19 protein-coding genes and 2 pseudogenes are annotated in these 18,930 nt (G+C 71.6%); 5 read left to right on the forward strand and 16 right to left on the reverse strand.

Features of this window, described 5'->3' with window-relative positions:
- The first annotated feature begins 342 nt into the window (after positions 1 to 342).
- Positions 343 to 951, forward strand: coding sequence for an SCO3374 family protein (locus J7E91_RS27215; RefSeq protein WP_214909146.1), 609 nt, complete (start codon positions 343 to 345; stop codon positions 949 to 951).
- On the opposite strand, the gene J7E91_RS27220 is transcribed toward J7E91_RS27215, so the two are convergent.
- From J7E91_RS27220 to J7E91_RS27265, 10 genes are all read right to left on the reverse strand, one after another.
- Positions 930 to 1,268 carry an Lsr2 family protein gene (locus J7E91_RS27220; RefSeq protein ID WP_214909148.1) on the reverse strand — a complete coding sequence of 113 codons (339 nt, stop codon included), beginning with the start codon at positions 1,266 to 1,268 and terminating at the stop codon, positions 930 to 932. The genes J7E91_RS27215 and J7E91_RS27220 overlap by 22 nt on opposite strands.
- Positions 1,269 to 1,412: 144 nt before the next feature.
- On the reverse strand, positions 1,413 to 1,931 hold the full coding sequence (locus J7E91_RS27225; RefSeq protein ID WP_214909150.1) for an amino-acid N-acetyltransferase: 519 nt from the start codon (positions 1,929 to 1,931) through the stop codon (positions 1,413 to 1,415).
- Between the two features lie 9 nt (positions 1,932 to 1,940).
- Entirely contained in the window at positions 1,941 to 2,369 is a 429-nt protein-coding gene (locus tag J7E91_RS27230; protein WP_214909153.1) for a BlaI/MecI/CopY family transcriptional regulator, read from the reverse strand.
- 127 nt (positions 2,370 to 2,496) lie between these two features.
- Positions 2,497 to 2,682, reverse strand: a complete 186-nt coding sequence (locus tag J7E91_RS27235) for a hypothetical protein (protein ID WP_214909154.1) — start codon at positions 2,680 to 2,682, stop codon at positions 2,497 to 2,499.
- Between the two features lie 14 nt (positions 2,683 to 2,696).
- A complete protein-coding gene (locus J7E91_RS27240; RefSeq protein WP_214909271.1) occupies positions 2,697 to 3,290 on the reverse strand; it encodes a hypothetical protein in 594 nt (197 codons plus the stop codon).
- Between the two features lie 101 nt (positions 3,291 to 3,391).
- Positions 3,392 to 4,198: a type III pantothenate kinase gene (locus tag J7E91_RS27245; RefSeq protein WP_214909155.1), complete on the reverse strand. Its 807-nt coding sequence runs from the start codon at positions 4,196 to 4,198 to the stop codon at positions 3,392 to 3,394.
- A 3-nt stretch (positions 4,199 to 4,201) separates the two neighbouring features.
- Complete coding sequence (gene nadC / locus J7E91_RS27250) at positions 4,202 to 5,194, reverse strand: carboxylating nicotinate-nucleotide diphosphorylase (RefSeq protein WP_214909156.1); 993 nt, start codon at positions 5,192 to 5,194, stop codon at positions 4,202 to 4,204.
- Positions 5,195 to 5,196: 2 nt separating this feature from the next.
- Complete coding sequence (locus J7E91_RS27255) at positions 5,197 to 6,921, reverse strand: L-aspartate oxidase (RefSeq protein ID WP_214909157.1); 1,725 nt, start codon at positions 6,919 to 6,921, stop codon at positions 5,197 to 5,199.
- Positions 6,918 to 7,991, reverse strand: coding sequence for a pantoate--beta-alanine ligase (gene panC, locus J7E91_RS27260; RefSeq protein ID WP_214909158.1), 1,074 nt, complete (start codon positions 7,989 to 7,991; stop codon positions 6,918 to 6,920). Before panC ends, J7E91_RS27255 begins: the two co-directional genes overlap by 4 nt.
- Positions 7,988 to 8,965, reverse strand: a complete 978-nt coding sequence (locus tag J7E91_RS27265; RefSeq protein ID WP_214909160.1) for a Rossmann-like and DUF2520 domain-containing protein — start codon at positions 8,963 to 8,965, stop codon at positions 7,988 to 7,990. Before J7E91_RS27265 ends, panC begins: the two co-directional genes overlap by 4 nt.
- Positions 8,966 to 9,105: 140 nt before the next feature.
- Here J7E91_RS27265 and J7E91_RS27270 point away from each other — a divergent pair.
- Positions 9,106 to 10,292: pseudogene (locus tag J7E91_RS27270) on the forward strand (low specificity L-threonine aldolase).
- Between the two features lie 52 nt (positions 10,293 to 10,344).
- Here J7E91_RS27270 and J7E91_RS27275 read toward each other — a convergent pair.
- Positions 10,345 to 10,632 carry a hypothetical protein gene (locus tag J7E91_RS27275; RefSeq protein WP_214909162.1) on the reverse strand — a complete coding sequence of 96 codons (288 nt, stop codon included), beginning with the start codon at positions 10,630 to 10,632 and terminating at the stop codon, positions 10,345 to 10,347.
- 105 nt (positions 10,633 to 10,737) lie between these two features.
- On the opposite strand from J7E91_RS27275, the pseudogene J7E91_RS27280 reads away from it, so the two are divergent.
- A pseudogene (locus J7E91_RS27280) lies at positions 10,738 to 11,867 on the forward strand (DUF5937 family protein).
- A gap of 13 nt (positions 11,868 to 11,880) precedes the next feature.
- On the opposite strand, the gene J7E91_RS27285 reads toward J7E91_RS27280, so the two are convergent.
- Both J7E91_RS27285 and J7E91_RS27290 read right to left on the reverse strand, forming a co-directional pair.
- Positions 11,881 to 13,023 carry an NADH-quinone oxidoreductase subunit D gene (locus tag J7E91_RS27285; protein WP_214909164.1) on the reverse strand — a complete coding sequence of 381 codons (1,143 nt, stop codon included), beginning with the start codon at positions 13,021 to 13,023 and terminating at the stop codon, positions 11,881 to 11,883.
- Between the two features lie 56 nt (positions 13,024 to 13,079).
- Positions 13,080 to 14,090 (reverse strand): SAM-dependent methyltransferase, encoded by a 1,011-nt coding sequence (locus J7E91_RS27290; protein WP_214909167.1) that lies wholly within the window; start codon positions 14,088 to 14,090, stop codon positions 13,080 to 13,082.
- Positions 14,091 to 14,186: 96 nt separating this feature from the next.
- On the opposite strand from J7E91_RS27290, the gene J7E91_RS27295 reads away from it, so the two are divergent.
- Both J7E91_RS27295 and J7E91_RS27300 read left to right on the forward strand, forming a co-directional pair.
- Positions 14,187 to 15,392 carry a sensor histidine kinase gene (locus tag J7E91_RS27295; RefSeq protein ID WP_214909169.1) on the forward strand — a complete coding sequence of 402 codons (1,206 nt, stop codon included), beginning with the start codon at positions 14,187 to 14,189 and terminating at the stop codon, positions 15,390 to 15,392.
- A 48-nt stretch (positions 15,393 to 15,440) separates the two neighbouring features.
- Complete coding sequence (locus J7E91_RS27300) at positions 15,441 to 16,133, forward strand: response regulator transcription factor (RefSeq protein ID WP_214909172.1); 693 nt, start codon at positions 15,441 to 15,443, stop codon at positions 16,131 to 16,133.
- A 40-nt stretch (positions 16,134 to 16,173) separates the two neighbouring features.
- Here J7E91_RS27300 and J7E91_RS27305 read toward each other — a convergent pair whose 3' ends face one another.
- From J7E91_RS27305 to J7E91_RS27315, 3 genes are all read right to left on the reverse strand, one after another.
- The gene (locus tag J7E91_RS27305; RefSeq protein ID WP_214909174.1) at positions 16,174 to 17,109 is read right to left on the reverse strand and encodes a hypothetical protein; all 936 of its coding nucleotides are present in this window, start codon (positions 17,107 to 17,109) and stop codon (positions 16,174 to 16,176) included.
- An 85-nt stretch (positions 17,110 to 17,194) separates the two neighbouring features.
- Entirely contained in the window at positions 17,195 to 18,175 is a 981-nt protein-coding gene (locus J7E91_RS27310; RefSeq protein ID WP_214909176.1) for an ABC transporter substrate-binding protein, read from the reverse strand.
- Positions 18,176 to 18,224: 49 nt separating this feature from the next.
- The gene (locus J7E91_RS27315) at positions 18,225 to 18,929 is read right to left on the reverse strand and encodes an ABC transporter permease (protein WP_214909178.1); all 705 of its coding nucleotides are present in this window, start codon (positions 18,927 to 18,929) and stop codon (positions 18,225 to 18,227) included.
- Position 18,930: the final 1 nt, after the last annotated feature.

Consider the following 18,930-nt stretch of genomic DNA (forward strand, 5'->3'; position numbering starts at 1 on the left):
GTCCGGATCACCCCCGCCTCCGCGGGGAATCGAGCTGCCGAACAGCCGACACCTGCTCCAACCTGATGGTGGGAGACGATGTTCCCGCAGGCCAAGCGGATACCCGTTCATCCACTACGCCGATGGCGAACGCGAGACGGTTCGTCAGGCGTGTCGGCCCTTCCCACTAGGAATGTCTTACCCGTAAGCACTGACACTCCATGCGGCGCGCCCCCGTTCCCTCAGCTACGGGCGAACATTCTTGCGCCGCCGAATGCCTCCGCACGCTCCCGCAGCATCAACACAGCGCAGTCGGGTGCGGACGCAGCGTAACTCCGAGGCGTTTCAGGAGTTGGTCCGGACATGACGCCCACGGTTCCGTCCCCGCGTACGCCGCCGTCACTGCCGCTGCTGCCGTCACCACCGCCGCCCGAAGACGGTATCGCCCAGTGGTACGAACACGAGCTCGGCTGGGCCACCGCGGCGAGCGGCGAGGGCCGCCCGGTGCAGCTGCTGACCGGCCTGCGCTTCGACGTACTGGAGCTGCCTGCGGACGCGGGTTTCGCTGTACTGCGGCGTCACGCGGGGCTCAGGTGTCCCGTCGCGCTGACGGGGCGGCTGATGCGGCTGCTGGTGGCCGCGGGAAGCGCCGAGGAGCTCCCCGGGCTCCTCGACTGGCTGGAGTGGGGCGGCGTCGCCCTCGACCTGCGCGTGCTGGGCGCGGGCGGGCGGATGACCGCGCCCTCACCGCCCGGCCGGGCCGGCGCGCAGGGGGCCGCCGTATGGCTGCGGCCCCCCGAGCCGCGGCACGAGGTGGAACCGACACTTCCGGCTTTCGCCGGACTCGGGTGCCGTGGGGAAACACCCGATCTCGTACGTCTTGTGGGCACGGCGGCGACGGAATGCCACCGGGCCCGGTTGTCGCGTACGAATTCCGCTCACGCGAATGCTCAGCCGTTGGCCTTCTCGTAGGCCTCACGGATGTCGGCCGGGACACGGCCGCGGTCATTCACGTTGTAACCGTTCGCCTTGGCCCACTTACGGATCTCGGCGGTGTTCTGGCTGCCGCCCGCGGCAGCGGCGCGCGCCTTGCCGCGACCCGAAGCCGCACGGCCACCGGTGCGTCGGCCGCTCTTGGTGTACGGGTCGAGCAGACCACGGAGCTTGTCCGCGTTCGCGGTGGTGAGGTCGATCTCGTAGGTCTTGCCGTCCAGAGCGAACGTCACCGTCTCGTCCGCCTCGCCACCGTCGAGGTCATCGACAAGAAGGACCTGAACCTTCTGTGCCACCGGATTTCCTTTCATCGAAAATGCAGTACGCGGAAAGGAAACCGCTTTTCCCTGAAAAACACAAACCCCCGGTGGAGGTTCAGTACCTCTAGAAGACGGGAAACGTGCGCGTATCGGACATAGGGCTCCGGCCGCTTCTGTCGATCACAGGTGCAGAAGCATCCGGCTGTTGCCCAAGGTGTTCGGCTTCACTCGTTCGAGTCCCAGGAACTCCGCTACGCCCTCGTCATAGGAACGCAGCAGCTCGCTGTAGACATCTCCGTCGACCGGCGCCTCTCCGATCTCCACGAAGCCGTGCTTCATGAAGAACTCGACTTCGAAGGTGAGGCAGAAAACCTTGCGCACCCCGAGCCAGCGTGCGGTCTGGAGCAGCTTGTCCAGTACTTGATGCCCCACTCCGGCGCCCTTGAAGGAGGGATCGACGGCGAGAGTTCGCACTTCGGCGAGGTCTTCCCACATCACGTGCAGCGCGCCGCAGCCGACGACGGCGGCGTCCTCGTCGCGTTCGGCGACCCAGAACTCCTGGATGTCCTCGTAAAGCGTCACGTTCGCTTTGTCGAGCAGGATCCGCTTCTGCGCGTACGTGTCGACGAGACTGCGTACGGAGGGCACATCACTGGTCCTCGCCCGCCGGACGGTGATGGCTTTTTGCTCTGACGGCATACGTCGACGCTATCGCCCCGGGCCCTCTGGACTCTCGGCGCCCTCTGCCGGACCAGCGGGCGGTTCTGTCGCGGGATCGGCGCGCTGAACGACGCGCATCGCGTCCTCAAGGGCCTCGCGCTGCTCCGCCGACATCATGCCGAAGAAGGCGACAAGAGCCGCTGCCGGGTTGTCACTCGTCGACCAGGCTTCGTTCATCAGTGCGGCCGAGTAGGCGGCGCGGGTGGAGACAGCCGTATATCGATAGGCCCGCCCCTCGACTTCCCTGCGGACCCAGCCCTTCTGATGGAGATTGTCCATTACGGTCATGACGGTGGTGTAGGCGATGGACCGTTCCTTCTGAAGGTCTTCAAGGACTTCCCGGACGGTGACCGGTCGGTTCCACTGCCACACGCGCGTCATGACGGCGTCTTCCAGCTCTCCCAATTGGCGAGGCACAGCGCCACCATAGTAGGAGATATCGGTAATGGCTGGTTATTTGCGCAGCGAAAAGGGCGTACGGCCCGGAATGAGCCGTACGCCCTTGTGAAGCGCTCGGTGAAGCAGGACAGGGGCCGGACGGCGGTCAGGCGTCGCCGGTCTTCGGCGCACCCGCCTGGCGGGCGGACTGGGCCCGGGCCATGGTGGCGTCCACGGCCGCGTCTTCCTTGGCCTTGTTGGAACCACCCTGCGTCTTGACGATCGTCGTGACCAGGGCGATGAAGAACGCGGCCATCACCACGGGGGGCAGGAGCGCGGATACGTAGTCCATGCCGTCCAGAGTAGCTACCCGGCCGCCCGCTGCTCTCGCGGGGGCACGGGGCTTCTGCGGGGCGGGAAGACCTCGGAAGGCTTCGGCGCGGGTCGCGCGGGTCGCCCGGGCCGCATAGGACGCTCCAAGGGCTCGCGGGCGGGCTCCGGCTTCTTGGGCTTCGGCGGTTCCCCGGCGTCGGGGGCCCGCCCGCCCGCGATGGCCAGCAGCCGGGTGCGCGGGAGGGGGGCGGTGCTGCGGCCGGCCAGGCGGGCCCGTACGGACTGCTCCGCGATGGCCCGGCAGCGGTCGAGGAGGGCCGCGCCCGCCGGCGTGCCGCGCAGGCCGCGCAGTGCCACGAGGTCGTCGGGGACCGGCTGGTAGCCGGTGGCCAGGGCGTCCTGGAGCAGCCCCAGGTAGCCGCCCGCGGCGGCGGGGAGCGCGTCGCGGTAGCGGGCCAGGTCGGCGAGGAGGAACGCGCGCAGCCGGGCCGCTTCGCGGACCGCCTCGTCCAGGGTGCCGGCGAGGCGCAGGCAGTCCTGGACGTCTTCGTCGGACAGTGACGCGGGATGGAGGGCGATGGCGAGGGCGCGTCGGAGCACACGCAGCTCGTCCGCGCTGAACGCCATGCCGCCACGGGATCCGTATGGCGTGGGCATGCAGTGACAATACGCACCAAACGGACAAAATCTGTTTAATTGATCTACGACGGCGCGGCGGCCGGGGGCCGTCACATCCGGGCGATGTTGCGCTCGTACACCAGCCGCAGGCCGATCAGCGTCAGCCACGGCTCGTGCTCGTCGATCTCCGAGGCCTCACCGAGCACCATCGGTGCCAGCCCGCCCGTCGCGATGACGGTCACGTCGTCCGGGTCGCCGTCGGGGCCCACGAGCTCCCGCGCCATGCGCTGCGTGACGCCGTCGACCTGGCCCGCGAAGCCGTAGACGATGCCGGACTGCATGGCCTCGACGGTGTTCTTGCCGATCACGCTGCGCGGGCGGGCCAGCTCGATCTTGCGGAGCTGGGCGCCCTTGACGCCGAGCGCCTCGACGGAGATCTCGATGCCCGGGGCGATGACGCCGCCCGCGTACTCACCGCGCGCCGACACGGCGTCGAACGTCGTCGCCGTACCGAAGTCGACGACGATCGCCGGACCGCCGTAGAGCTCGACGGCCGCGACCGCGTTGATGATGCGGTCAGCGCCGACCTCCTTCGGGTTGTCCATCAGGATCGGCACGCCCGTCTTGATGCCCGGCTCCACGAGCACGGCGGGGACGTCGCCGTAGTACCGGCGGGTCACCTCGCGCAGCTCGTGCAGGACGGACGGGACGGTCGAGCAGATCGCGATGCCCTCGATGCCGTCGCCCAGTTCGTCGCCCAGGAGCGGGTGCATGCCCATCAGGCCCTGGAGGAGTACGGCGAGCTCGTCGGCCGTGCGGCGGGCGTCGGTGGAGATGCGCCAGTGCTCGACGATCTCCTCCCCGTCGAACAGGCCGAGGACGGTGTGGGTGTTGCCGACGTCGATGGTGAGCAGCATGGGTTACTTCGCCTCGCGCAGGTCGAGACCGATGTCGAGGATCGGGGAGGAGTGCGTGAGCGCCCCGACGGCGAGGTAGTCGACGCCCGTGTCCGCGTACGCGCGGGCGTTCTCCAGGGTCAGGCGGCCGGACGATTCGAGGGCCGCACGGCCGTTCACGAGAGCGACCGCCTCGGCGGTCTGTTCCGGGGTGAAGTTGTCCAGCAGGATCAGGTCGGCGCCCGCCTCCAGGACCTCGGTCACCTGGGCGAGCGTGTCGACCTCGACCTCGATCGGGACCTCGGGGAACGCCTTGCGTACGAGCGTGAACGCCTCGGCCACGCCGCCCGCCGCGACCACGTGGTTGTCCTTGACGAGCGCCGCGTCCGAGAGGGACATGCGGTGGTTCACGCCGCCGCCGCAGCGGACCGCGAACTTCTCCAGGGCGCGCAGCCCCGGAGTCGTCTTGCGGGTGTCGCGGACCTTGGCGCCCGTACCTTCGAGAACGTCCGCCCACGCGCGCGTGGCCGTCGCGATGCCCGACAGACGGCACAGCAGGTTGAGCGCGCTGCGCTCGCCCATGAGCAGGTCGCGGGTGCGGGTGGTGACGCTGATGAGCTTCTGCCCGGCCTCGACGCGGTCGCCGTCCTCGACGTGCCGCTCGACCTCGAACTCGTCCGTACAGACGATCGACAGGACCGCCTCGGCGACGCGCAGGCCCGCCACGGTGCCGGCCTCGCGGGCCGTGAAGTCGCCGGTCGCGACGGCGTCCTCGGGGACGGTCGCGACGCTTGTGACGTCCACGCCGTGGGCGAGGTCCTCGGCGAGCGCGACGTTCGCGACGTCCTCGACCTCGACGGGGTCGAGGCCCGCCGCGACGAGGAGCTGGGCGAGGTCCGGGTCAAGGCTGCACTCGGCGGTGTCGAGTTCGTACGTCTCCTCACCGCCGCAGCCGCAGGCGTCGCCGCAGCCGCCGGAGGCGGTCGGCAGGAGCTGGGGGTTGTCGGGCGTACTCACGGTTACTGCTCCCTCTGAGCTGGTACGGGGCCGGGGTCTACGGGCGGGAAGGATGCGGACTCGGTGCGGTGTACGGCGAGGGTGCGGCCGGGGGTGAGCCGTACGACGAGGTGGCGGCGCCAGGTGTCGTCGTCGCGGTCCGGGCGGTCCTCGCGCCAGTGGCAGCCGCGGGTCTCCTCTCGGGCGCGGGCGGCGGCGACCAGGACGCGCGAGACGAGGAGGAGGTTGGTGGCCTCCCAGGCGTCCACGCCGGGCTCGGCGTCCTTGACGTCGTCGCTCCCGTTCCCCGCCTCCGCTTCGGCGGCCGCGCTGCGGTACAGGACCTCCAGCGCGTCCGCCGCGTGGTCCAGGCTGTCGGCGGAACGCAGAACTCCGGCGCCCGCCGTCATGATCCGCTGGATCTCGATGCGGGTCGCCGGGTCGAGGAGCGGGCCGGGGGCCTCCTCGCTCTCCACGGCGGGGCCGGGGGTGGCGGGGTGGGCCGCGATGTCCTCGGCGATGCGTTCCGCGAAGACCAGGCCCTCCAGGAGGGAGTTGGAGGCGAGCCGGTTCGCGCCGTGCACGCCCGTGCAGGCCACCTCACCGCACGCGTACAGCCCGGGGACCGTCGTACGGCCGCGCAGGTCCGTCCGTACGCCACCGGACGCGTAGTGGGCCGCCGGGGCGACCGGGACGGGCTCGGTGACCGGGTCGATGCCGTGGGAGCGGCAGGCCGCCAGGATGGTCGGGAAGCGCGACTCCCACATCTGCGCGCCGAAGTGCCGGGCGTCCAGGTACATGTGCTCGGCGCCCTGCTCACGCATCCGCCGCATGATGCCCTTGGCGACGATGTCGCGCGGGGCGAGCTCCGCGAGCTCGTGCTGCCCGAGCATGAAGCGCACGCCGTCCGCGTCGACGAGGTGCGCGCCCTCGCCCCGTACCGCTTCGGAGACGAGCGGCTGCTGCCCTTCCGCGTCCGAGCCCAGGAAGAGCACGGTCGGGTGGAACTGGACGAATTCGAGGTCCGAGACCTCCGCGCCGGCGCGCAGGGCGAGCGCGACGCCGTCGCCCGTCGAGACGGACGGGTTGGTGGTGGCCGAGAAGACCTGCCCCATGCCGCCGGTGGCGAGGACGACGGCCGGGGCGCGGACGGCGCCGACACCGTCGTGCTGGCCCTCCCCCATGACGTGCAGCGTGACGCCCGCCGTGCGTCCGTCGGGGTCCATGAGCAGGTCCAGGACCAGGGCGTTCTCGATCGTACGAAGAGAGGCGGACCGTACGGCTTCGACCAGTGCCCGGGAGATCTCCGCGCCCGTCGCGTCGCCGCCCGCGTGGGCGATGCGGCGGCGGTGGTGGCCGCCCTCGCGGGTGAGCTGGATGGCGCCCGACTCCGGGTCGGTGTCGAAGAGGGCGCCGGTGTCGATCAGGCGGCGTACGGCGTCGGGCCCCTCGGTGACCAGGGCCCGTACGGCTTCCTCGTCGCACAGGCCCGCACCCGCCACGAGCGTGTCGTCCAGGTGCTGCTCGGGGGTGTCCCCGTCGCCGAGAGCGGCGGCTATGCCGCCCTGCGCCCAGCGCGTGGAACCGTCGTCCAGGCGGGCCTTGGTGACGACGACCGTACGCAGACCTGCGGCGGTGCAGCGCAGCGCGGCGGTCAGACCGGCGACGCCGGAGCCGACGACCACGACGTCGGCGTCGACGGTCCAGCCGGGGGCGGGGGCCTTCAGCCGTATACCGGTCCGGGTCATGCCGAAGCTCCCTGCTCGCGGACTGCACTGTCTTCGCTGTCTTCGCCGGCTTCGTGGACGAAGGTCAGCGGGATGTTGTCGATGAGGCGCGTGACGCCGACCCTGGCGGCCACGGCGAGGATCGCGTCACCGCGGTAGGTGTCGGGCACCTCGGTGAAGTCCGACGGGTCGACGAGGGCGACGTAGTCGAGGTTCAGCGGGGGCTCCAGGCGCGCCGCTTCGTCCAGGACGGTGGCCGCTGCCGCGCGTACGGCCGCCGGGCCGCTCAGGTCCGCGTGGCCCGCCTGCTCGACGGCGTGCGCGTCGGCCGCCGCGCGCGCCTCGCCGAGGCCCGCGAGGGCGGCCACGCGCGCGGGGGTCGTCACCGCGCCCTGGGCCACGGCACGCGCGTGCAGGGCTTCCAGGGCGATGAGCCGGTCGCGGGCGGCGAACAGCGCGCGGGAGAGTGCGAGGGCGGTGCGGCGCTCGGCGGGCGAGAGGTAGCGGTTGCGGCTGGACAGGGCCAGACCGTCCTCCTCACGGACCGTCGGTACGCCGATGATCTCGACGGGGAAGTTCAGGTCGCGCGCCATGCGGCGGATCAGGGCGAGCTGCTGGGCGTCCTTCTGCCCGAAGAAGGCGACGTCAGGTCCCGTCAGGTGCAGCAGCTTCGCGACGACGGTCAGCATGCCGTCGAAGTGGCCGGGACGGGACGCCCCTTCGAGGCGCTCACCCATCGGCCCCGCGGTGATACGGACCTGCGGTTCGCCGCCCGGGTAGACCTCGTCGGCGGACGGGGCGAACACGGCGTTCGCACCGGCCTGTTCGGCGAGGGCGAGGTCGGCGTCGAGGGTGCGCGGGTAACGGTCGAGGTCCTCGCCGGCGCCGAACTGGAGCGGGTTGACGAAGACCGTGACGACGACGAAGCCCTTGGGCCCGACGTGCTCGCGCGCGGTGCGGATCAGTGTCGCGTGGCCCTCGTGCAGGGCGCCCATGGTCATGACGACGGCGGTGCGGCCGGGGGCGCCGAAGTGTTCGAGGACGTACTGGAGATCCTCGCGCGTGGGGACCAGCTCGAAGGTGCCGCTCATCGGTCTTCTCCCTTGGGCCCGTCGGTACTGCCGCCATCGGTGCTGCCGCCGTCGGTACTGCCACCGTCGGCCAGTACATCCAGCAGGTCCTCGGCGAGCTCGGGCTTGAGCAGGCCGTGCGCGAGGGCGCGGTCGGCGGTCGTACGGGCCATGGCGAGGTATCCGGCGACGGCCTGCGGCGCGTGCTCGCGCAGTTGCGCGACGTGCGCGGCGACCGTTCCCGCGTCGCCCCGCGCGACGGGGCCCGTGAGGGCGGCGTCGCCGGAGCGCAGGGCGTTGTCCAGGGCGGCGCCGAGGAGTGGTCCGAGCATCCGGTCGGGGGCCTCGACGCCTGCCGTGCGCAGCAGCTCCATGGACTGGGCGACCAGGGTGACCAGGTGGTTCGCGCCGAGGGCGAGGGCCGCGTGGTAGAGCGGGCGCGACTCTTCGGCGACCCACTCGGGCTCGCCGCCCATCTCGATGACCAGGGCCTCGGCCGCGAGGCGCAGCTCCTCGGGCGCGGTGACGCCGAAGGAGCAGCCGGCCAGCCGCTGCACGTCCACGGACGTTCCCGTGAACGTCATGGCGGGGTGCAGGGCGAGGGGCAGCGCGCCGGCGCGCAGGGCGGGCGCGAGGACGCGGGTTCCGTACCGTCCCGAGGTGTGCACGATGAGCTGTCCGGGGCGTACGGCGCCGGTCTCCGCGAGCCCCTCGACCAGGCCCGGCAGGGCGTCGTCGGGAACGGTCAGCAGGACGAGCTCGGCGCGCGCCAGGACCTCGGCGGGGGTGACGATCGGGACGTCGGGCAGGAGCGCCGCGGCCCGGCGGACGGACGCGTCCGAGACACCGGATACGGCGACCGGACGATGGCCCGCGAGCCGCAGCGCGGCGGCGAGTGCGGGGCCGACCCGGCCGGCTCCGACCACGCCGACGGTGAGGCGGGCGGGGCGGTCCCTGGCATCCAGGGGCTCATGTGCTGCGTTTGGTGCGTTCACGTTCACGCGGGGACGGCCTTCCGTTCCAGTCCGCGGGGGGTACCGGACGATTTCTCGTCATGCTACGCCAGCGTTTCGTGCGGTCGCCTCGCTGTCCACAGGCTGTGGGCAGAGGCCGCACGGTACGCGATGATCGCCTGATGACGGACACCGCGGACCGCACGGACCTCACGGACAGCCCGGACAGCCCGGACACCGGCGAGCAGGATCAGCGCCGGCGCAGGCTCACCGCGTGGAAGAAGTCGGGGCGCATACTCTCGCGCGCCTCCGCGGAGGCGACGGTGGGCGAGCGGCTGACGGCGCTGGCGGCGGACGCGGGTTCGGCGTACGACCTGGACGAGTGGGCCGACGTCTACGGCGACGGTGTCGTCGCCGAGCTCGAGCGGCGCGTCGCGCGGACGCTGGGCCTCGAAGCGGCGGCGTTCTTCCCGACCGGCACGATGGCTCAGCAGGTGGCGCTGCGGTGCTGGGCGGGGCGTACGGGCAACGCGACGGTGGCGCTGCATCCGCTGTCGCACCCGGAGGTGCACGAGGGCGGCGCGCTGGCGGCGGTGAGCGGTCTGCGTACCGTGCACCCCACGCACGCGCCGCGGCTCCCGACGGCGGACGAAATCCGCGCGTTCGACGAGCCCTTCGGCACGCTGATGCTGGAACTGCCGTTGCGGGACGCCGGTTTCGTACTGCCCTCGTGGGAGGAGCTGACGGCGGTCGTCGAAGCCGCGCGGGAACATGATGCGGTGGTGCACTTCGACGGCGCCCGACTGTGGGAGTGCGCCCCTCACTTGGGGCGTACGCTCCCGGAGATCGCCGAGCTGGCGGACAGCGTGTACGTGTCGTTCTACAAGTCACTGGACGCGATGTCGGCGCGGCGCTGGCGGGGCCCGCTTCACTGATCGCGGAGGCGCGCACCTGGCGGCACCGGTACGGCGGGCAGGTCTTCCAGCAGTTCCCCGCGGCGCTCTCGGCGCTGCTCGGCCTGGAGCGGGAGCTGCCGCGACTGCCGGAGTACGTCGCCCACGCGAAGGTGGTGGCGGCGGCCCTCGCGGACGGCTTCCGCGCGGCCGGGGTGCCGTGGTTCCGGGTGCATCCCGAACCGCCGCACACGCACCAGTTCCAGGTCTGGCTGCCGTATCCGGCGGAGGTACTGACGGAGGCGGCGGTGCGGCAGGCGGAGGAGACGGGCGTGACGCTGTTCCGCAGATGGTTCGCGGACACGCCACCGGGGCTGGCCGTCACGGAGGTGACGGTGGCGTCTCCCGGCCTGGCGTGGACGCGGGAGGACGTGAGGGCGGCGGTGGCGGACTTCACGGAGCGGCTGAGGCCGTAGGACACCGCCTGCGGCGGGCTTTCCCCGACCCGCAGGGAAACCCCGCGCACCCCTAGCCGCACGCACTCGAGCCCGCACCCGCGACAGGGCGGGAGCGCCCGGCCCGGCCGGCGGAGCCACGGGTGCCGGAGCTGCGGGTGGCCGAGGCGAACAGGTTCGCCAGGGCGGTCCGGAGCCGGTGGGCCCGACGCGGTCGGTCCTCGACCGCCGCGCGGAAGCGCCGGTAGTCGCGTACCTCCCGCACCACCTGCCAGTCGTTGAGGCCGGGCGCCGGCGGCGCGGGAGTGCCGAGTCGGGTGGCGCGGTAGACGTCGAGCATGTGCTGCTGAGTGGCGTTCATGTCCTCACCATGCGTACGCCGCACCCCGCGACGCGCATCGTTTGACGAGCCCCGTCAATCGGCGGCCGCGCTGTCAGTGGCACCGGGCACGATGTACCCATGAGCGTGTCCATCGACATCACCGGCCTGCCGCCCGAGCGCATCGTCTTCGAGACCTCCCCGCTGGCGGAGCTCGGCATGGCCCTGCACGCCCTGTCCGAGCCAGGCCACCACCCCGGGCTGCACGGCTGGGCGACCGCGGCCGCCGCCTCGCTGAAGCCGGACCTCGCCGACCGGATGAGCGAGGCGGAGTTCCTGTGGCGCAGCACGTTCTCGGACGTCTTCATGCCGTTCGCCGGCGTGCGGGGCGGCGACGGCAGGACGGGGGCGACGCTCAGCGACGACCTGGACGCGCTGGACCGGCTGGACGACGAGCGATTCGTCTCCGCCGCCCTGGAATTCACCTGCTCCAGTACGTACGGCATGCCCAGCCCGTCCCCGCTCGTCGACGCCACGATGCGCGAGCGGGCGCTGGACCTGGCGGCCGCGCGCGGGCCGAAGCAGACGGACTTCGCGCGCCGGCTGCTGGCCGACCCGGCGTCCGTACGGGCCTGGCTGCGGCGGCTCTTCGAGGACTGCGACCAGGCGTTCTTCGCGGACACCTGGCGCCGGATACGGGTCCAGCTGGCCGCCGACGCACGGCACAACGGCGAGGTGCTGCGCCGCAAGGGCCTCGCGGAGGCGCTGCACGCGGTCTCCCCCGCGCTGACGCTGGAGGAGAGCGGTGGCGCGGGCGGGGCCAGGACCCGTATCCAGGCCGACAAGCTCGCCGAGGGCCGCACCAGCGCCGTCGAGCCGGACGTCGGCGCGGGTCTCACCTTCGTGCCGTCGAGCTTCGGCTGGCCGCATCTGTCGGTCCTGCACGCCCCGGCTGGCGTCCGGTGATCCACTACCCGGTCGGCGCACCGGAACTGCCGTCCCCCGCGTCGGTCGAGCTGCTGAAGCTGCGGATGGAAGCGCTGGCGCACCCCATGCGCATGCGCCTGTGCCGCAACCTGGCCCGCTCCCCGTACACGACGGGTGAGCTCGCCGAATCGCACGGGATCACCGCCCCCGAGGTCTCACGGCACCTGACGACCCTGCGGAAGGCCGGTCTGCTGACCACCCAGCGCCGTGGCCGCTACGTCCTGCACAGCCTGGACCTCCAGGTGGTGTCCCGGCTGGGCAGCGACTTCCTGGAGGGCGTGCTGCGCTGAGGCGAGGAGGAACCTACTTGTCGATGTCGCCGACGACGAAGAACAGCGACCCGAGGATCGCCACCATGTCGGCGACGAGCGTTCCCGGGAGCAGTTCCACCAGTGCCTGGATGTTGTTGAACGACGCCGAGCGCAGCTTCAGGCGGTACGGCGTCTTCTCGCCCTTCGAGACGAGGTAGTAGCCGTTGATGCCGAGCGGGTTCTCGGTCCAGGCGTAGGTGTGGCCCTCCGGGGCCTTCAGCACCTTCGGGAGCCGCTGGTTGATCGGGCCGGGCGCGAGGTCGGCCATCCGGTCCAGGCAGGCGTCCGCCAGGTCCAGCGCGTTGTGCGTCTGTTCGAGCAGGACCTCGAAGCGGGCGAGGCAGTCGCCCTCGGTCCTGGTGGCGACCTTCAGGGTGTCCTGGAGTTCGCCGTACGCGAGGTACGGCTCGTCGCGCCGGAGGTCGAAGTCGACGCCGGAGGCGCGGGCGATGGGGCCGCTCACTCCGTACGCGTGCACGGCCTCGGGCGAGAGGATGCCCACGTTCCGCGTGCGGCCGCGGAAGATCTCGTTGCCGGTGACGAGGTCGTCGTACACGTCCATCCGGGACCGGACGTCCGCGACGGCCTCGCGGGCCCGGCCGAGCCATCCCGCGGGGAGGTCCTCCTTGAGGCCGCCGACGCGGTTGAACATGTAGTGCATGCGGCCGCCGGAGACCTCCTCCATGACCGCCTGGAGCTCCTCGCGCTCGCGGAACGCGTAGAAGACCGGGGTGATTCCACCCAGTTCGAGCGGATACGAGCCGAGGAACATGAGGTGGTTGAGCACCCGGTTCAGCTCGGCGAGGAGCGTGCGGGTCCAGACGGCGCGCTCCGGGACCTCCATGCCGAGCATGCGCTCGACGGCCATGACGACGCCGAGCTCGTTGGAGAACGCGGACAGCCAGTCGTGGCGGTTCGCGAGCATCACGATCTGCCGGTAGTCACGGGCCTCGAAGAGCTTCTCCGCGCCGCGGTGCATGTAGCCGATGACCGGCTCCGCGTGCTGGATCCGTTCGCCGTCGAGCACGAGCCTGAGGCGGAGGACGCCGTGCGTGGAGGGATGCTGGGGGCCGATGTTGAGCACCATGTCGGTGCTCTCCGCCGCGCCGCCGATGCCGACCGTGGTCTCCGTCATGCCGCCAGTATCCCTGGTGCGGGTTACGGCCGGGGCTCCGCCCCGGACCCTGGCACTCAGACACCGGACGGGCTGATTCCGCCCGGCCGGGACGAGCCGGCCGGCTGCGTCAGCCAGGTGAAGTCGCCCAGGCCGCCGCGGGCCGTCAGCTCCGCCGCCTCTCCCGCTCCCGACAGCGCCCGTACGTACGCCGCCGGGTCCGTGCTCGCCAGGGCCAGCGGCGGGCGGGCGGCCGTCACGCCCAGGCGGTGCAGCGCCTCCCGCTGCGACAGCAGCTCCGCACCCGGCAGCGCGCAGGCGTCCAGCGCGACGTGGGACGTGATGTCACACGTGCCGTCCGGGACCGGGCGTACCTCCCGGCCCGCCCGGAAAGCCGACAGCGTGCCGAAGGGGGGCCGTGCCGTCCGCTCGTGGGCGTAGTCCACCGCGACCCCCAGTCCCGCGTCGAGCGTCGCCACCGCCGCCGCCCACACCGCGTCGCGCGGGCGGCCGATCTCCGCCCGCAGTCCGGGCTCGCCGCCGGGCGCGAGCGGCCACCAGCGCGCGAGCCAGTCTGCGTCCGGCCCGGTGACCGGGTCGCCCAGGCGCTCCTCGCCGTCCTCGCGTCGTACGAGGACGTACCGCGCGACACCCGCCGCGTCCGTCTCGGCCACGTCCACCGGAACGTTGTCCAGCCACTCGTTCGCGAACAGCAGCCCGGCGACGCCCGACGGCGGCTCCGCGAGCCACTCGATGCGGTGATCCAGGCCGGGCGGCCGGGGCGCGCGCTCCACGGCGTACGCCCGCACGCGCGCCGAAAGCTCCTGCGGCGCCGCCGCCAGCACCGCCGACAGCAGTTCACCCCGCCCCGCGCCCACGTCGACCAGCGCCAGCTCCCGCGGCCGCCCCAGCGACTCGTCGACGTCCCCGAGCAGCCGCGCGACCGCTCCGGCGAACAGCGCGGACGCGTGCACCGACGTACGGAAATGGCCGGACGGGCCGGGTCCACCGGGCCGTACGTAGAAACCGTCCGGACCGTACAGCGCCTGCTCCGCCGCCTCCCGCCACCCCTGCCACTCATCCGTCACGGCACCAAGTCTCCACCTTGGGGAGTAGGCTCCGGTCCACCGGATCGCTCCTCCGGTTGACCCCTGCACCTATTTGATTTCCCTACGCTGGGTTACGTGCAACGCCTCTACGATTTCATCCGCAGGCACCCGACGAGTGTCGACAGCTTCTGGGCTGTGCTGCTCTTCGGGATCTTCCTGCTGTGGGCCGTCCAGGCGGCCATGGGGACCGAACCACGCATCGCGGCCGTCCCGATCATCACGCTCCTCTGCCTGGTGGTGGCCCTGCGTCGCCGCGCGCCGGACAAGATGCTGCTGCTGGCCATCCTGATGGGCGTCGCGCAGCTCGTGTTCGACGTGGAGGTCAATCCCGCCGACTGGGCCATGCTCGTCATCATCTACACCGTCGCCGCGAGCGACGGGCCCCGCTGGATCTCGCGCGTCGCGCTCTTCGGCGGCCTCACCGCCGCTCCGCTCGCGCAGCTGCGCTGGCCGGCCGAGCAGGGCACCAGCTCCGTCCTCGCGTCCGTCTTCTTCACGGTCGTCATGGCCCTGCCGTTCGCGCTGGCGTGGGTCCTCGGCGACTCGATGCGCACCCGGCGGGCGTACTTCGCCGAGCTGGAGGAGCGTGCGGCCCGGCTGGAGAAGGAGCGCGAGGCGCAGTCCAAGGTGGCCGTCGCCGCCGAGCGGGCCCGTATCGCCCGCGAACTGCACGACGTCGTCGCGCACAACGTCTCCGTGATGGTCGTCCAGGCGGACGGCGCGGCGTACGTCATGGACGCCTCGCCCGCCCAGGCCAGGCAGGCCCTGGAGACGATCTCGACAACCGGCCGCCAGGCGCTCGCCGAGATGCGGCGCCTGCTGGGCGTACTGCGCACCGGCGAGCACCAGGAGAGCGGCGAGTACGTACCGCAGCCCGACGTCGAGCAGATCGAGGACCTGGTCGAGCAGGTACGCACCGCCGGGCTGACCGTCGATTTCAAGGTGGAGGGCACGCCCCGGCCGCTGCCCAGCGGCGTGGAGCTCACGGCGTACCGCATCGTGCAGGAAGCCCTCACCAATACGCGCAAGCACGGCGGGCCCGAGGCGGGCGCGAGCGTCCGGCTCGTGTACTTCGACGACGGGCTCGGCCTGCTCGTCGAGGACGACGGGCGGGGCGCGGCGCACGAACTGTACGAGGACGGCGGCGCGGACGGTCGCGGCCACGGCCTGATCGGCATGCGTGAGCGCGTCGGTATGGTCGGCGGCACGCTCGACGCGGGGCCGCGGCCGGGCGGCGGCTTCCGGATCAGCGCGCTGCTGCCGCTCAAACCGGCCCACTGAGCGGCCGCCTCCCATCCCTGGTTACGCCGACGAAAGGCACCCCACCCCATGTCCATCCGCGTGATGATCGTAGACGACCAGGTGCTGCTGCGCACCGGCTTCCGCATGGTCCTGGCCGCCCAGCCGGACATGGAGGTCGTCGCGGAGGCCGGTGACGGGGCGGAGGCGATCGAGGTCCTGCGCTCCACGGCCGTGGACGTCGTCCTGATGGACGTACGCATGCCGAAGCTGGACGGCGTCGAGGCGACGCGGCGCATCTGTGCGGACCCTGACGCGCCGAAGGTGCTCATCCTGACCACCTTCGACCTGGACGAGTACGCCTTCTCCGGGCTGAAGGCGGGGGCCAGCGGCTTCATGCTGAAGGATGTGCCGCCCGGCGAACTGCTGGCCGCCATCCGGTCCGTGCACAGCGGTGACGCGGTCGTCGCGCCGTCCACGACACGGCGGCTGCTGGACCGCTTCTCGTCGATGCTGCCGAGTACGGACAAGGAGACCCGCGCCGTCGACTCCGCGCTGGCCCGGCTGACCGAGCGGGAGCGCGAGGTGATGCTGCTCGTGGCGCAGGGCCTGTCGAACGGGGAGATCGCGGCGCGGCTGGTGCTGTCGGAGGCGACGGTCAAGACGCATGTCGGCCGCATCCTGACCAAGCTCGGCCTGCGCGACCGGGTGCAGGTCGTGGTCCTGGCGTACGAGTCGGGCCTGGTCCGAGCGGGCGGCGGCGCCGGCCCGACCCCGTTGTAGGACGCACCGCCGCGCGGGGCCTGTTCCCCACCCCGCGGGGTTACGAGATCGCGCTGCGCAGAACCGCCACGTCGAGCTGCTCGGTTTCGTCATGGGCCGTCAGGTCGATGACCTGACCCACCACTCGGTCCCCCGACGCCCGATGCGCGTCCGCCAGCGCCTCCTCGCCCACCACGTCCGCGAGGTCCTCGTTCTGGACGGCTGCGATCGCCGCGGCGGCCGACTTCTGGTTGCCGAAGAAGTCGAAGCCCCCCTGAACACGCGAGGCGCGGCGCCGCTCGGCGGCGTACGGCACGACGGCGGACGACGGGCGAGCGTGTTCCGGGGAGGACACGGCGTCGCTACCGGCGGCCGCCTCGTGCTTCCCCTCCGGCTCCGCCACCCCACGGCCCCGCGCTTCGCGCGACGCGCGGGACTCCTGCTCCGCCGCGTTGCGCGACAGATTGTCCAGCGCCATCGACGCACGCAGATACGCGGACGGCGTCGGGGAAGCGCCGGCAGCCGGCAGTGCCTTCGGGGCCGCCGCCTCGATGGCCAGCAGCCGCCGGCCTTCCAGCGCGCTGGCCCGCTCGGTCTCCGCGGTCGCGTACCGCCGCAACAGCGCGGCGTGCTCGCCGCGCAGGGCGGCCAGTTCGACCCGCTTGGCGCGCAGCTTCGCGTCGAGCCTGGCGCGCAGCTCGCGCGACTCCTCGATGTCCGACTCGAGGTCTGCCAGGCGCTCCTCGGTCTTCCACTCGTCGCTCGCGCGCGCTCGCGTCAGTTCAGCCACACGGCGGCCCGCCGCGCGGTCCCAGGAGCGCATGAGCACCGCGCCGGTGACCGCCGCGGCCGCGGCGGCAGCGACCAGGCCGCGCAACACCACCGGTTCCGCGAACAACCAAGCACCGGCGGCGCAGAGTATTGACGAGCCGGCGACCGCGGAAGGCGGAAGGATCCTGTGCAGGGGTGGGGAATGGCGGTGGCGTCCACGTGGCATGGCCTGAAATTTACCGTGCGTGGACGACGAATGGGGCCCCGCCCGGCAATCTGTTCCCGGGCGGTTACCCAATTCCTTACGCCGCTTACTTCTTGACCAGCCCCTTGGCCTCCAGATACTCCTTCGCGGCATCGGCGGGCTTCATCCGGTCAGCGTCGATCTTGCGGTTCAGCTCCACCAGATCACCGGTCGTCAACACCTTGGTGAGCTTGCCGAGAGCGTCCGCTATCTCCGGCGCTCCGGCGTCCTTCGCATTGACCACCGGCAGTACGTTGTCGGCGTTCTGGAGCTTCTTGTCGTCCTCCAGGAGGACGAGTCCGAATCCCTCCAGCGTCGCGTCGGTCGTCGTGGTCAGCACCAGCTGATCCGCGCCGTCCTTGACCGCCTGCTTGGCCTGGGGGGTGCCTACGCCCTTGGGGTCGACGCCGATGACGTCGATCCCGTACTCCTTCTTCAGACCCGGTGCGCAGAAGGGCCGGATCTCGCACTCGTCACCCGCGGCGATCTTCACCTTGAGCTTGGACTTACCAAGATCGGAAAGTGTCTTCAGGTTGTTCTTCCCGGCGTATTCCTTGCTCACGGCGAAGGCGTTCTGGTCGACGGCCTCACCGGCCGGCAGCGGCTTCAGTCCGCGCGGCTCCGCGAGCTTCTCCAGTGCTTTGAAGGTGGCGGCCACATCGCTGGACGCGACCGGATTCTTCTCGGGCGCCTTGGGTCCGTTCGCCTTGGCGTTGAGGAATTCCGCAAGCGTAGCGGCGTATTCCGGTACGACGTCGATCTCGCCCTTCTCCAGGGCGGGTTCGTACAGTTCGCGGTTCTCCACCGTCTTGATGGAGGTGCTGTATCCGGCGTCGGAGAGGAGCTGCGCGTACAGCTCGGCCAGCACCTTGGACTCGGTGAATCCGGCCGAACCGACCACCAGCGACCCCCTTTTGCCATCGCCGCCGGCTCTGTTCTCTCCGCCGGTCCCGCCCTCCTCCAGGTTCTTGCCGCCGCACGCCGCCAGCCCGCCGGCCAGCGCGATCACGCCCAGTACCGCACCCGCCGTACGCGAGATTCTGCTCATGAGGTTCACCATCCAGAGGAAGAAGAAAGAACAGACAAGAAAGACACCGTCAGGCCGTCGCCCGCCGCACCGCACCCCGCCGCCGCGCCGCGCCCCGCCGCCGCGGGTCCAGCAGCCGGTCCGCCGCCACCAGCACGCCCTCCACCAGCAGCGCCAGCGCGGCGACAAGCAGTGCGCCCGCCACCACCTGCGGCGTGTTGTACGTGTTGAAGCCGGCCGTGATGATCCTGCCCAGGCCGCCCTCGCCCGCCATCGCGGCGAGCGTGGCCGTGGCGACCACCTGGACGGCCGCCGACCTGAGCCCGGTCATGACGAGCGGGTACGCGAGGGGCAGTTCGACCCGGACGAACACCTGACGCCCCGACATCCCCATCCCGCGCGCGGCCTCCACCACCGCCCGGTCCACCTCACGCATGCCGATGTACGCGTTCGTCAGCAGCGGCGGTACGGCGAACAGCACCAGCGCGATGACCGTCGGCAGGTCCCCCTGCTTGCCCAGCGGCGTGAGCGTCAGCAGGATCAGCACCGCGAGGGTGGGGATCGCCCGCCCCACGTTGGAGAGATTGACGGCGAGCGCGCCGCCCCGGCCCAGGTGCCCGAGCCAGAGCGCCACAGGCAGCGCGATCAGACAGGACAGCAGCAGGCAGACGCCACTGAAATACAGGTGCTCGGCGAGCCGGTTCCAGACGCCGCTCTCCCCCTGCCAGTTGGCGCCCGTCGCCAGCCACGTGAAGGCGTCCCCGATCGCTCCCATG

This window comes from Streptomyces sp. ISL-99 (assembly GCF_018614005.1).
Classification (GTDB): domain Bacteria; phylum Actinomycetota; class Actinomycetes; order Streptomycetales; family Streptomycetaceae; genus Streptomyces; species Streptomyces flavidovirens.

What these genes read in the sequence shown, in the direction of transcription:
- J7E91_RS27300 (WP_214909172.1), top strand. Translation starts at nt 15,441, where the DNA reads ATGTCCATCCGCGTGATGATCGTAGACGACCAGGTGCTGCTGCGCACC.
- J7E91_RS27305 (WP_214909174.1), bottom strand. Translation starts at nt 17,109, where the DNA reads ATGCCACGTGGACGCCACCGCCATTCCCCACCCCTGCACAGGATCCTT.
- J7E91_RS27315 (WP_214909178.1), bottom strand. Translation starts at nt 18,929, where the DNA reads ATGGGAGCGATCGGGGACGCCTTCACGTGGCTGGCGACGGGCGCCAAC.
- J7E91_RS27215 (WP_214909146.1), top strand. Translation starts at nt 343, where the DNA reads ATGACGCCCACGGTTCCGTCCCCGCGTACGCCGCCGTCACTGCCGCTG.
- J7E91_RS27310 (WP_214909176.1), bottom strand. Translation starts at nt 18,175, where the DNA reads ATGAGCAGAATCTCGCGTACGGCGGGTGCGGTACTGGGCGTGATCGCG.
- panC (WP_214909158.1), bottom strand. Translation starts at nt 7,991, where the DNA reads ATGAGCGGCACCTTCGAGCTGGTCCCCACGCGCGAGGATCTCCAGTAC.
- J7E91_RS27275 (WP_214909162.1), bottom strand. Translation starts at nt 10,632, where the DNA reads ATGAACGCCACTCAGCAGCACATGCTCGACGTCTACCGCGCCACCCGA.
- J7E91_RS27235 (WP_214909154.1), bottom strand. Translation starts at nt 2,682, where the DNA reads ATGGACTACGTATCCGCGCTCCTGCCCCCCGTGGTGATGGCCGCGTTC.
- J7E91_RS27240 (WP_214909271.1), bottom strand. Translation starts at nt 3,290, where the DNA reads ATGGCGTTCAGCGCGGACGAGCTGCGTGTGCTCCGACGCGCCCTCGCC.
- J7E91_RS27255 (WP_214909157.1), bottom strand. Translation starts at nt 6,921, where the DNA reads ATGACCCGGACCGGTATACGGCTGAAGGCCCCCGCCCCCGGCTGGACC.
- J7E91_RS27285 (WP_214909164.1), bottom strand. Translation starts at nt 13,023, where the DNA reads ATGACGGAGACCACGGTCGGCATCGGCGGCGCGGCGGAGAGCACCGAC.
- J7E91_RS27245 (WP_214909155.1), bottom strand. Translation starts at nt 4,198, where the DNA reads ATGCTGCTCACCATCGACGTCGGCAACACCCACACCGTCCTCGGCCTG.
- J7E91_RS27225 (WP_214909150.1), bottom strand. Translation starts at nt 1,931, where the DNA reads ATGCCGTCAGAGCAAAAAGCCATCACCGTCCGGCGGGCGAGGACCAGT.